Origin of the sequence: Rickettsia fournieri, assembly GCF_900243065.1 — a bacterium.
Classification (GTDB): Bacteria; Pseudomonadota; Alphaproteobacteria; order Rickettsiales; family Rickettsiaceae; genus Rickettsia; species Rickettsia rickettsii.
In genome coordinates, this window is sequence record NZ_LT978484.1 from 71,802 (window position 1) to 84,834 (window position 13,033).

Here is a 13,033-nt window from a genome sequence, read left to right on the forward strand (position 1 = left end):
TTAATAAAACCCAGCTTTAGGTGATATTAATAGGAAAAATTAAGCTTGTGGCGAGCTTCGCACTACCCTACCCTATTATTTTATCTTTTATCCTTTAGATTGCTTTTAGAACCTCATTTTTTAAGTTTTATATATAAAATTTAAATTATCTTATTTTAGTCTTTCTTAACTGTATAAATTATAAGACTTTTTTAAAATAAAAATAGTAATTTTTCTAAAACCTTACTAATTTTAGTTAGCATAGTTTAACCGACCAAAAGCTAGAAACTGTTATTACTAATTTTTTAAATTAAACGAATCTATACATTATAGATTAACCTTGCCTATAACTGCAACAAGAAATCTATTCTTAATAATTAAAGCGTAAAACCGCTTTAAACCTTTTGATCATCCTATATAAGGCTGTTAACAAAATAACTTTAATTGATAATTAAAGAGATTTTTAAACGAAAATTAATAAGATTTTTACAGTAATAAATATCCCTATTTCAAAAAAATCTTATAATTTGCAGTTAAAAAGAATTTAATGAGCTTTAAAATTATTTTGTTAACAGTCTCATAGGATAAATACCAAAGGTTGAACTATTATAATTAAAAAATATTTGCACTCATTTATTGAAATAATTACAAGAAATTCTATATTTTATTTTTTGAGGAAGAGTTTTATTAAAGAGTTTATTTTCAAATTAGGCAAAGAATCGCTTTAAAACCCATTTGTTGCATAAATCAGTTTTTCAGTGTCCTACTGCGACTTAATAATGTATTGTACAGCACGTTGTTAAAATCGTCATTGCAGAGCAGGCATTGCCTGCGTGGACCAGTTTCTTAATTGTCATCCTGCGAGCTTGTAGCAGGATCCAGTTTAAAATGTTAATATTATTAGTATTTTTTTTCTGGATACCATGGTCAAGCCACGATATGACATTGAACAGGTTTTGCGGTCCACGCAACAATGCCTCCTTACAATGAGGGGAACGAGCAATACAATAAAACAGGTTTATTAGATCTATTGCATAACCTATCTTATAGAGATATAGACTTAGAAATCCATACCACCCATGCCTCCCATACCGCCACGCATTGGCATTGGCTCTGCCTTATCAGAAGGTTCGTCAACAATTAAAGTTTCCGTGGTAATAATTAACGAAGCAACAGAAGCAGCATCTTGAAGTGCAGTACGCACTACTTTAGCCGGATCAATAATTCCTGCTTTAATCATATCGACATATTGCATATCTTGAGCATTAAAGCCATAATTTTTATCCTTATGTTCTAGTAATTTACCAACTACTACGCCACCGTTTTCACCGGCATTTTCAACAATCTGTTTTAGCGGATCCTTTAAAGCTTCTATTACTATTTCAATACCTGCTTGTTGATCCTTATTCTCTACTTTAAGCTTTGTTAAAGGTTGTGATGCATGAAGTAATGTTACACCGCCACCGGCAACAACACCTTCCTCAACTGCCGCTCTTGTAGCAGCAAGTGCATCTTCAACACGATCTTTACGCTCTTTCACTTCAACTTCCGTAGCACCGCCAACCTTTAATACGGCAACACCGCCGGAAAGTTTAGCTAAACGCTCTTGTAGTTTTTCTTTATCATAATCAGAAGTAGTTTCAGCTATTTGAGATTTAATTTGTAATACTCTATCTTCAATATTTTTCTTATCACCGTTACCGTCAACAATTACGGTATTTTCTTTAGAAATTGTTACTCTTTTTGCCGTCCCTAGACTCTTAATACTCACATTTTCAAGCTTCATACCTAAATCTTCAGTAATAAGCTCACCTTTAGTTAGGATAGCAATATCTTCCATCATTGCTTTTCTTCTATCACCAAAACCGGGAGCTTTTACTGCCGCAACTTTTAAACCACCACGTAATCTATTGACTACAAGCGTTGCAAGAGCTTCGCCCTCAACATCCTCAGCAATAATTAATAGCGGGCGTTGTGATTGTACTACAGCCTCAAGTATAGGTAACATCGGTTGTAAATTTGATAATTTTTTCTCAAACAGTAAGATGAAAGGATTTTCAAGCTCAGCAACCATTTTCTCGGAATTCGTTACAAAATACGGTGATAGATAACCTCTATCAAACATCATACCTTTAACTACTTCAACATCGAAGCTAAAATTCTTTGCTTCTTCAACGGTTATCACGCCTTCTTTACCGACTTCCTCCATTGCCTTAGCAATTTTCTCACCGATTTCCTTATCACCGTTTGAAGAGATAGTACCGACTTGTGCGATTTCCTCTTGGCTATTGATTTTTTTACTGGATTTTTTAATTTCTTCTACTACTGCGTTTACCGCTAAATCCATACCACGCTTTAAATCCATAGGATTATAACCGGCAGCTACTAGCTTATTACCCTCACGAGCCAAAGCTCTAGCAAGTACCGTAGCTGTAGTAGTACCATCACCGGCTACTTCTGCAGCTTTTGTAGCAGCTGATTTTAATAGCTGAGCTCCCGCATTTCTAATTTTATCTTTTAACTCGATCGATTTTGCAACCGTCACACCGTCTTTTGTAATTTTCGGTGAACCGAATGATTGCTCGATAAGTACATTTCTGCCTTTTGGACCTAAAGTAACTTTTACTGCATCTGCAAGTATATCAATGCCTTCTAACATTTGCTCACGAGCTTTTGAGCCGTGTTTAATAAGTTTTGTTGCCATATTTAATTTCTCCTTAAAATAAATAATTAATTAATAATACCAAATACGTCGCTTTCTTTCATAACGATCAGTTTTGTGCCGTTAATTTCAATTTCGGTGCCTGCCCATTTACCGTATAAAACTTTATCGCCTACTTTTAGCTCTAAAGGATGAATTTCGCCTTTTTTATTACGAATACCATTACCTACGGCTACTATTTCACCTTGCATCGGCTTTTCTTTTACAGTATCCGGAATAATAATTCCACCTTTAGTTTTTTCTTCTTGTTCGATAGGCTTTATTGCAATTCTATCATGTAATGGTTTAAAAGACATTTTAACCTCCAATTATTAAATCTTTAAGTGTACATACTATATATATTTTATTTTTGTTAGTTCAAGGGGCAAGAATAAAAATTTTTTTATTAGAGGTCTATTCTCTCTCAAAATCCTCTAAACTAGTGCCGTGTTTAGTTTTACTCCATTTCAAATTTAAAGGGCAGAAAATTATTTCAAATACTGCTTTATATTACGTTACAGTATGTAATATAAAATAACTAGCCCATAAGCTCAAAGCTACTATATCCTGAAATTTTACTTTTCTGCTTTTTAAAGAATTTTTTAATATATACAGAGCTGTACCATATAGATATAAAAGATAGAATTTTTATTTATAACAATAGAAAATATTATAAAGGGTAAACTCCAAAAATTATAAGTAGATAAGCCGATGAAAATATAAATTGTTATTACTTGCAATAAAGTAAACTTTTGGCATTTATCTTTTTGTGCTTTAAATACCAAAAATGTTTGCAAAAAGCTTGAATCCAATGTGATCTTTGATTTAGCCAATTACCTAAACTATTCGGAGCTTCTTCTAGAGTATAGGAATCACGAATAGCTACTTTATAGTTCTGTGAGTAAATTCTTATACCAAGCTCGACATCTTCTGTTACATTATAAGAATTCCATCCGCCAAGCTTATTTAATATATCCGTTTTAAAATGATTACTAGTACCCCCAAGAGGTGTAGAAAGTTTTAGCAAACTTAATCCTTTCAAGATATATTCAAACCATAAACTATATTCTATATTCAACATTTTGGTTAAAATATTCTCATTTTTATTATAAAATTAAGCTTAGCTTGAAGACAAGCATATTCTAGAGGCAAGTTTTTAAACATTGCTAGAGCTTTAAGTAGCTGTTCAGGTTTATCTTCAGCATCATATACTACTAGATACTCGCCACGTGAATATTCTAGAGCATAATTAAGGGCTTTCGGCTTAGTTCTTGGTAGACTTTTCGGAACAGATATAACATGAAAATAAGACGGTAAATTATATAACACTATTTCTTTAATCATTAGATAATCGTCATCTTCGATAATAATTTTAACGCCTAGCTTATCTTTTGGATAATTAATTTTTGTGATTCCACCGAATGATTTTTAGTACTACTTGTTTTGTGAAGCGATTCCACCTCTGTCATCCCGCGACTTGATCGCGGGATCCAGTTTAAAATACTAATATTAGTATTTTTAATTACTTTCTGGATACCGTGGTCAAACCACGGTATGACACCGAATACGCTTTTCAATCCATGCAACCCTACCGAATGCGATTCTCTTACTGCCCTTATACATAACAGAGATTTTAAAATATTTTGCAAACAATAGCTTATATTATTAGCAACATGAAATAAAACCGGCAGATAAATCAATGTGGCTATAAACACGACGAAAAATATTATTATTTTATTGGTATAATTAATATTCTTAGTAATAATCGGTCCGACTTTAAATTCAAGAGCATATTTTGCTTTGATACTAGTTAAATGGGCAAAATTTTTTTCTAATAATTTATAAAAATAATATTTCTTGATCAGCATTATAGATCTAAAAATATTATTATTACTCAACAATATTTTTAGAGCATTTATAGCAGTTATTGTATTACCGTGAACATCTTCATATTACAATAACCATTCACTACATAGGCTTGTATATAAGAATAATTATAAATTTTAATATAAGAAATATTGCTTATTAGCGGCAATATTCTATTTTCATATAATATATCAATCATTATCTCATTATCGATAATTGCTTCTTCGATCATAGCTTTTAAACTAGTAACTTGTTTTTTAATAAGTTTTTATCTCTGATTATCTGTAATATTATATCTTCATTTATACATCTAACCATGCTGAAAAATTTATACCTGATATTTTATATTTCTTAATTTGAAAGACTGCGATCCCAAAAATGACCGATTTGAGCAGTTAACAAGTTTCTATTCTCTTTACCAAAATTAATTATCTTTGCAATTCCTAACTGCTCATAAACTGAACTATCATATACATAGCCGTAATTTTGCCGAGTATGGTATTTTGTAAAACTTGTAAGCATTATGCCATTTTTAAATTTAATCCCTTCACAAGTAGAAAAATTATAATACATCTTCTTAGAACCAATATTAATTGAATGTCCAAAGCTAAATATATTTTGATTAAAAATAGTAACAGGGCGGATATTTTTAGACATTCCCATTATTAGAGATATCTCGCCTAAAAAATCTTCTTTAAGTTTTTTACTCTTACTCATTAAAATTTTAGGCTGAGCCGCAATAACAAAATCTTTATCTTCAAATAGCTTCAATTTATAGTAAATAGAAGCATCCGTGCTTATGTTTTTTTCATTCAAAAATTTATCTTCTTTGTACAAAAAATGTACTCCAATATTTTGATTATCGGTAATACTGTATTCTACAGTACTACTTACAAATTGCTCATATTGATCAGAGTATAATTCTACTATCTTCTGCTCTAATCTTTTTATTTGTCGTAAGATTTTTGCATGAAAACTCGGCTGATCGCTTACTTTTTTGAGGTATTCCCATAGATAAGCTACTCTTTCTCTTATGTATAAAACGGCTTCTTCTCTTTGCTTTTTCTCGTTTTTTGATATCTTATTAACTTTATTACCCTCCTATAATATATCTATATCTTCCCTGCTCTAACAACCATGCCGAAGCATGTACCTTATTAATATAAAAAATAATTATAAGGCATACTAGACAATAATATAATCTTAATACCATAGCCGCTTAAATTTAAAAAATACACTATAATAGCAATTATAAATTGAGTAGGGGGCTAGGTTAAAAAATTTTTAATTGAAGTAGTATATGGAATATTGTAGTAATGATTTTATAACTTAAAATTCATTCAAAGAGGAAAATATGAACTATCCAAAATATAGAACTATTACTTTTACCGAAGAAAGTAGAACAGCAAATATTAATATATCCCAAATAAAACAACAATTGGAGCTAATCAGCGTGTTACGTTTGAAAGCCTAGGCAGTGTTGCGGAATTAATCTTAGGACCACATAGTAGTGTTAAAGTAACAGATCTTAATCATAAGGTATTTATAAATAATGGGACTGTTGCGAGATAATTTTTAATAGTAAAATGAGAGGAAAACAGATAAATAAATATTTAGCTCTGTCCAAATATTTTTAAAAAGAAATTCTGTTTAATATTGAGATAAAATTTATTCAATAGTATAGTAATTTAATAGAGATTTGTTTACAGAGTTAGGATTTTTATTAACAAATTTCTCTAAGCTATTAAAGTTGTTAAAACCACTAATCGTTTTAAATTAAAACATATGGCATTCATAAATTCAGAGAATTGATTTTTGGCAATTCCTATATATCTAACCCGTTTATTATCTTTTGAAAATACCCTCTCAAAAGGTGCTCTGATTTTCGTATAATATTTATCAAGGTCAAAATTCTTATCTTTCATATTATTTTTCTTTATTGAGCAAAGATGGAACCCCTTTTTAGCTGCTGCATTCTTGGCAGAGATTGTACAATAACCTTTATCAACATATGTAGCACCGGAGCTTGGCATAACATGCTTAAAACCTTTGCTATCAGTAACATTTGCAGGGGTAACTGCAACCTTATTGATCATTCCTGATTGAATATCGACACTCACATGTTTTTTATAACCATACCAAAATTTATTTGCTCCCTTACAGCCAATTTTAGCTTGTTTATCCTTTACAACCTTAGGCAGAGTCTCATTATTCAATTTATCATATTTTTGTGTTCTTAGTTTATCACGTTCCTCCCAAAGATTAGCTTTTGAGATTAAATGAGAAGCATCTACAAAGGTAAATACTTCACCCATATAGCCTTGTGCTCGTAGTTGATCTCGGAATTTTACAAATATTTTTGATAGTAAATTAGTGCCTATTTTTTTACGTATTTTACTAAATACACTATAATCAGGCGTCTTCTCTGTAAGAGCAAAATCACAAAACCATTTTGCCGCTGTGCTATCAGCTAAATAACGTTCCAATTCCCGATCCGATAAGTCTTCCATAAATTGCAGCAGCAAACATTTAAACAGCCTCACTATACCATAGCCTTTATAGTTAGCTTCGCATTCTACTGCTAATAACTCAGCTTCAACTGCTTTAAAATTGAATAAACTTTTGAATTTACGATATTGATGATCCACACTTATTAACTCATCTAAACTTACCATTATCATTTGATACTCAGACATATGAACATATTTTTTGTTTTTTTTAATTATACCTGCTATCCTCTCATCTCGCAACAGTCCCATATTAGACATAGTTTAAATAAAATTTATCTATTTAGCTAAGAATGCTGCCTTTTATAATCTAACTTACTTGGAGTTTATTCCTAAATAGTTATATTAGTATATAAGTAAAGGATAAAAAACATAATTGATTTTAAACATGCTTTAAAGAAAAGTATAAAATACTACTTTTCAAAGAAAAGAGTTATACCCCTAAGACTTTTTTTCCTTTAGATTGTTCTTGTTCAACTGTTTGAGTATGAGACTTAACTTGAGGAATTGCAAGATCGACTACATGTTCATATCTAACGCCATTTTCAAATAAAACTTGACCGCATTTATTCACTTGAATAACATCTTCTTTAGAGAATTTATTTAAAATAACTTCCGTGATATTATAAAGGAATTTCCAAGATAGTTCTATTCTTTCTTGTAATGTCAGCGTTTTATTTTCTGGTTTTTGACTATTAAGGGCCACATTTGGCGAATCATCAATATTACCTCCTTCAGCAGGTAATATATTTTTTTTACGTGCTACTATTTTCTTATACATTAAAAATATTAATAATAATGCTAAGCAACCTATGGCAATTAAAATATGAGTATTAGAATTAGACATTATTTTGCTCTTCCTTGTTGTTGAGTTAAGTTGTGTGTTTTAGAAAGTATAGTAACCACTGCTTGACCTATATTAACTAAGTTAGCTATATCAGGAGTTAGCTTTGCAATTGCTAAGACCGGAGGCGGTAATAAGTTAGTTTTTATTGTTAGACTTATAACATTTCCGAGTTCTTGACTTCCTGGTATTACTCTTACTATTTTTTTATGTCGCTTGCAATTTTCGTAGCTTTTTCTGCGGCTTTACATAAGGATTCTATCTTTTCGCTACAAGAAGCTTCTGGATTTAATACTTTTAATAATTCTGTTTTAGCTTCATTTAGATTACCAGAAATAGTATTCTTTACAGAGTTTAATTTGTCAATATTTATATCTTGTGGAATTGCACTTTCAATATTACTTTTTAGTTCTGTTATTTTTTCTTCTACTTCATCTTTGCTTTTTGGTATAGCTTGAGCAGCTTTTACAACATTCTCTAGTGAAGCTTGGTTATTAGGGTTTTTATTTGCTATTTCAATAATTTTTCGAGTCGGTTCTTTTGATATTTCTGAAATTGTGGCAACTTTTTTGGCTTTTTCATAGATGTTTTCAAGCTTCTCATGAGATTTAGCTTCTTCCCTTATTTCTTTTATATCATTATGTAATTTTGTTATTTTTGGCAATAATTTTTTCAGAGTCAATTATTTACTTTTTCAAGTATTCCGCTTGTTTGTATAAATATTCCAAGCATCGGTATTTGAGTCGATATAACCCCGACTAATATATTGTCTAATGATTCTATAATTTTTTTAGAAGCTCCAGGATAGAGTTTATCTAATTCTTGCTGAAATTTTAAAATGTGTTCTAAAACATTTAAACATTTTTCTACAATAATCCTGTCAAATAAAAAGATATCTTTTGTTTTTAACTGTTCTTGATATGCTTTCTCAAGCGCTTCAGATAAAGTAGTTATAGATTCTTGGATTGTCCTATTAAAAAGTTTTTCTATTTTCGCTACATCGATATTTTCAGTGTGAGATAATTTATTTAAAGAATTTTGTAAAATATAAAATAAATGATCTTCTAAATCTTTTACATTCATTTTCAAAGATTCGGTAAAACCTTTTAATGTTGTTAAAAGTCTTTGTTGTTCTTTAGTTAATTCGCTGAAACTAGAAAAATCAATTATAGACATAAAATTTTATTTTGTTATCAAATATTAATTAATCTTAAAGCTTTATAACCGTAAAATAAAATGTAAAATAGTTATCATTGCCCTTGAGATTAATTTTTGTTATATTACGTGCTAACATTGCTACAATAGATTTATATTGTTTTATTAGGATATAGGTATATTCTTGAAAGATTAAACTAATCTAACTAACATATTATCAATTATTCAAGAAATTTATGCGTAAATTAACTACATTTATTGTTACATTATTACTAACTAGTTCGGTTGCAGCAGTTGATTTGCAGGGAGCTTTAACTGAAGGATATAAGAATAATGAGGAGCTGAAAGCTGCTAGAATTAAGTTTTTAGACTCGATTGAGCAGTTTCCGCGAGCTTTTTCGGGGTTTATGCCTAGTGTCGGATTACAGATTAATAGACAACATAATAAGACTAAATATAATAAAAAATATGCTGATAGGCTTGGTCTTACTCCAAGGGAAACAGATAGTGATCAAGGTGCATTAACAATTCAACAGTCTCTATTTAATGGTGGTTCTAGCGTTGCGGCTCTTAAAGCTGCTCAAGCAGGATTTAGAGCTGCACGGGGTGCATATTATGCCGGTGAACAAAAAATATTATTAAATTTAATAACTGCGTATCTTGATTGTTTTGAGAGCAAAGCGAAATATGATATTTCCGAAAGTAGAGTTCGCACTAACATACAACAAGTTAACGCCGTTGAGGAAAAATTAAGACTTGGAGAAGCAACGGAAGTAGATATAGCAACCGCAAGAGCGGGGCTTGCAGCAGCAGAAACGAATAAACTAGCTGCTTATGCCGATTTTCAAGGAAAAAAAGCAAATTTTATTAGAGTATTTGGAATAGAGCCGACTAATATAACTATGCCTGAGTTACCTCAAATGTTACCTGCTTCATTAGATGAGTTAACTGGAAGAGCTGCTAAGCTCAATCCTGATATTGATTCGGCAAGGCATAATGTAACTGCGGCTAAAGCTTTAGAAATGGCAGAAAAAGGGAAATTATTACCGCAAGTAAGTGTGCAACTGCAATCCGGTAGAACATACTACAATCCACAAGATGATATAAATGCTAGAAATGTAAATGCTATAAATAATAGAAGCTATACTACTACTCTTTCGGTAAATATCCCTATTTATCCTGAGGGAGGAGCTCAATATTCAAGAATCAGATCGGCTAAAAATCAAACAAGAAATAGTGCAGTTCAGCTTGATAGTGTGATAAAGCAGACCCAAGCAGGGGTTGTAAGCGTGTGGGAGGGATTTGAAGCAGCAAAATCTCGTATTGTTGCCGCTAATCAAGGAGTGGATGCTGCTCAAATATCATATGACGGTACTGTGCAAGAGGAAATAGTCGGATCTAAAACAATATTAGATGTTTTAACTGCCGAAGAAAAATTATACGAAGCAAAAATAACTCGTGTGGATGCGTATAAATCTTCAGTACTTGCAGCATATCAAATGAAATTGTTAACCGGCGAGCTAACGGCTCAAAGTTTAAAACTTAAAGTAAAATATTTTAGTCCTGAAGAAGAGTTTAAGACTATTAAAAAGAAAATGTTTATAGGTTTCTAACGTGAGTAAGGAAAATAAAAAGAACCAAGATATGTCGATAGAAGACATATTAAAATCGATTAAAGGAGTAATAAACGAGCGTAAAAATCCTATTCATGAAAATGATAGCGAAGATGAAGATGTATTAGAGCTAACGGAAATAGTAAATCAAGATGAAGAAGAAAAGTTAATATCAACTAAATCTGCTGAAGAGGTAGGTGATATTTTTAAAAATTTTACCGATACTATTAAAGATAAAAAGCTGGATAATAATAGCTCATCTAAAAATGCACTTGAAGAATTAGTCGTTGAGATGTTAAAACCAGAACTTAAAGCTTGGCTTGATAAAAATCTATCTGTACTTGTTAAAGAGTTAGTAGAGATTGAGATAAAGAAATTGGTGCAGAATAGTAAGAGGTAGGGGAGTGAATGTCATTGCTAGCTAAAAGCGGGGGAGGTGTATTGCTTGTTTATGTCATTCCCGTGGAAGCGGGAATCCAGCAATTAAAAGGTATATACACAGTAAGTTTTAATATTAAAAGCTCGATTTATCTCGCTTTACCCTGGATTCCTGCTTCCGCAGGAATGACATCGAACAACCTCCTGCTATCAAATAAATTATTTAATAAGGAATTATATGTTAAATAAATTATGTAAGATATTATTTTTTATAAATCTATTATTAGTGATAGTTCAAAGTTATGCTTCACCTCCGCCCTTACCGCCATCATTACCGGCTGCTGAAGTAGATACTAAAGATAAGGATGTTCGCTCTAGTGCCGATGTTTCTTTTTTTGATAAATTTAGGCAATTTTTTAGTAAACCAAAAAAGAAAGATATACCCCCTAAACAAGCAAATGAACAAACTAAAGCAGCCCATCAAGAAGAACCAAAGCTAGCTTCCCAAGAGCCTAATGACAATGAACAAGCTGAGCCGTTTATAGATGTCGGTAATACAGCATTGCCTAGTGCTACAAGTGATAACGTTCATGCAAATCCCAGTCATGAAAGTAGTGTAAATTTAGCTTATCATGACATTCAGGAATCTAATGAAGCCGAGGCATCTGAACCTTTTATAGATATTGGTAGTGCAACGTTACCTAGTGTTACAAGTAATGAAATGCATGAAGCACAAGTTGCTTCTAATGAGCATAATGATACAAATTTAGCTTCTAATATTATAACTCCTAACGTACCGAGACCGATAGTATCTATGCCTCCGGCTCAAGCAGGAAGTTATGTAGTGCCTCCGCAGCGACCGGTGCAAATATATAAACCAACTAATTTGCCGCCTGTGCATAAGCCTATTCCGCTTAATCCCCCTCCTGATGCTAATAAAGAGGAAGAAAGCGTAGCACCGATAGCACCGCCCTCTATACCTAATATGCCTGCTGTTTCTCCGCCTGTGGTTAACCCGCCGGTAACCCAAGATACTACATCAAGCACTATGCCGACAACAGTACCTCCTACAGGAACTCCGGCAGTACCTAGTAATGTACCTGCACCTTCGGTAATGCCTACAAATCAACCTTCTACACAGCCTATAACACCGACTAGCCCAAATACACCCGTTACTACTCCGTCTAAAGTAATTCCTACAACCGATTCTTCGGCGGAACTCAATAACTCGCAAGAGACATTTGTAGCTGTTTCAGATGTCCTAAAAAAACAAGATTGGAATACGCCGCTTATACCCGTTGTTGTAGTGAAGCTGAAGCAATTTCAGCCTTTAGAGAAGCAAATTAATAATAATCAAACTACAAATAATCAAGAGAAATCACCTCCGGTAAGCTCTCCAAATGTCACGATTCAAAAACAAGATAATAACGTAAATAATGAAACATCGGAGTTGGTAACAAAATTTGTTAAAGATGAAACACAAATGTTACTTTTACCTGATGATGATATAGTTCTTGGTAAACTAACAGAGCAGGCGACTTTAGAGCAGATGGATATGTATGCATATATAGAGCTGTTCCAAAAGAAAGAAGAATGGATAGCAAGTGCCGAAAGAAGAAAAGTTGTAGAGAGTTTTATTAAATATGATAATGATATAAATAAAAAGAAAGATATTTATGCCAATCTATCTTATTGTAGTGCAGTAGAGAATGCTTTTAGAGCAGTGGATAGAAACAATCTTTTTGGGTTGCGTGCGTTACTTGACGTTTATCCTATATTGCAAGAAAAAGGGAGAAGCGGTGAGACATTACTAACTGCTGCTATTTATAACGATAATTACTATTTAGCAAAATTTTTGGTCATACGAGGTATTAAAATTTCTACTCTAAATGATGAGTGCCAATATCCATTAGATATTGCATTAGCTCAAGGAAACGCTAACATAGCTTGTATGTTAATCAAAGCTAAGGGATATTGATAAGATTATTTT

At 32.0% G+C, this 13,033-nt stretch carries 15 protein-coding genes; 4 read left to right on the forward strand and 11 right to left on the reverse strand.

Features of this window, described 5'->3' with window-relative positions:
* Positions 1-1,039: 1,039 nt before the first annotated feature.
* From groL to C4Q30_RS03270, 11 genes are all read right to left on the reverse strand, one after another.
* Positions 1,040-2,683, reverse strand: coding sequence for a chaperonin GroEL (gene groL, locus C4Q30_RS03215; protein WP_012151120.1), 1,644 nt, complete (start codon positions 2,681-2,683; stop codon positions 1,040-1,042).
* Positions 2,684-2,709: 26 nt separating this feature from the next.
* The gene (locus C4Q30_RS03220; protein ID WP_014014607.1) at positions 2,710-2,997 is read right to left on the reverse strand and encodes a co-chaperone GroES; all 288 of its coding nucleotides are present in this window, start codon (positions 2,995-2,997) and stop codon (positions 2,710-2,712) included.
* A gap of 413 nt (positions 2,998-3,410) precedes the next feature.
* Positions 3,411-3,761 (reverse strand): glycosyltransferase family 2 protein, encoded by a 351-nt coding sequence (locus tag C4Q30_RS09550; RefSeq protein ID WP_245207459.1) that lies wholly within the window; start codon positions 3,759-3,761, stop codon positions 3,411-3,413.
* A gap of 5 nt (positions 3,762-3,766) precedes the next feature.
* Positions 3,767-4,024 carry a glycosyltransferase family protein gene (locus C4Q30_RS09555; RefSeq protein WP_245207460.1) on the reverse strand — a complete coding sequence of 86 codons (258 nt, stop codon included), beginning with the start codon at positions 4,022-4,024 and terminating at the stop codon, positions 3,767-3,769.
* Positions 4,025-4,059: 35 nt separating this feature from the next.
* Complete coding sequence (locus tag C4Q30_RS10675; protein ID WP_410525784.1) at positions 4,060-4,578, reverse strand: hypothetical protein; 519 nt, start codon at positions 4,576-4,578, stop codon at positions 4,060-4,062.
* Between the two features lie 26 nt (positions 4,579-4,604).
* A complete protein-coding gene (locus C4Q30_RS09560; protein WP_245207461.1) occupies positions 4,605-4,778 on the reverse strand; it encodes a hypothetical protein in 174 nt (57 codons plus the stop codon).
* A 119-nt stretch (positions 4,779-4,897) separates the two neighbouring features.
* Complete coding sequence (locus tag C4Q30_RS03240; protein ID WP_103897722.1) at positions 4,898-5,383, reverse strand: hypothetical protein; 486 nt, start codon at positions 5,381-5,383, stop codon at positions 4,898-4,900.
* Positions 5,384-6,282: 899 nt separating this feature from the next.
* Positions 6,283-7,305, reverse strand: a complete 1,023-nt coding sequence (locus C4Q30_RS03255; RefSeq protein WP_209445172.1) for a transposase — start codon at positions 7,303-7,305, stop codon at positions 6,283-6,285.
* 181 nt (positions 7,306-7,486) lie between these two features.
* Positions 7,487-7,900, reverse strand: a complete 414-nt coding sequence (locus C4Q30_RS03260; protein WP_103897196.1) for a DUF2660 domain-containing protein — start codon at positions 7,898-7,900, stop codon at positions 7,487-7,489.
* Between the two features lie 196 nt (positions 7,901-8,096).
* Complete coding sequence (locus tag C4Q30_RS03265; RefSeq protein WP_245207462.1) at positions 8,097-8,579, reverse strand: LMBR1 domain-containing protein; 483 nt, start codon at positions 8,577-8,579, stop codon at positions 8,097-8,099.
* Complete coding sequence (locus C4Q30_RS03270) at positions 8,576-9,073, reverse strand: hypothetical protein (protein WP_103897197.1); 498 nt, start codon at positions 9,071-9,073, stop codon at positions 8,576-8,578. The genes C4Q30_RS03265 and C4Q30_RS03270 overlap by 4 nt, the downstream gene beginning before the upstream one ends.
* A 215-nt stretch (positions 9,074-9,288) precedes the next feature.
* On the opposite strand from C4Q30_RS03270, the gene C4Q30_RS03275 reads away from it, so the two are divergent.
* Genes C4Q30_RS03275 through C4Q30_RS03290 form a run of 4 tightly spaced genes read left to right on the forward strand, consistent with a single transcriptional unit; the run spans position 9,289 to position 13,021 of the window.
* Complete coding sequence (locus C4Q30_RS03275; RefSeq protein ID WP_103897198.1) at positions 9,289-10,665, forward strand: TolC family protein; 1,377 nt, start codon at positions 9,289-9,291, stop codon at positions 10,663-10,665.
* 1 nt (position 10,666) lies between these two features.
* Positions 10,667-11,065, forward strand: a complete 399-nt coding sequence (locus tag C4Q30_RS03280; RefSeq protein WP_103897199.1) for a DUF2497 domain-containing protein — start codon at positions 10,667-10,669, stop codon at positions 11,063-11,065.
* A gap of 8 nt (positions 11,066-11,073) precedes the next feature.
* Complete coding sequence (locus C4Q30_RS09565; protein WP_103897200.1) at positions 11,074-11,292, forward strand: hypothetical protein; 219 nt, start codon at positions 11,074-11,076, stop codon at positions 11,290-11,292.
* Positions 11,282-13,021, forward strand: coding sequence for an ankyrin repeat domain-containing protein (locus C4Q30_RS03290; RefSeq protein ID WP_103897201.1), 1,740 nt, complete (start codon positions 11,282-11,284; stop codon positions 13,019-13,021). Before C4Q30_RS09565 ends, C4Q30_RS03290 begins: the two co-directional genes overlap by 11 nt.
* Positions 13,022-13,033: the final 12 nt, after the last annotated feature.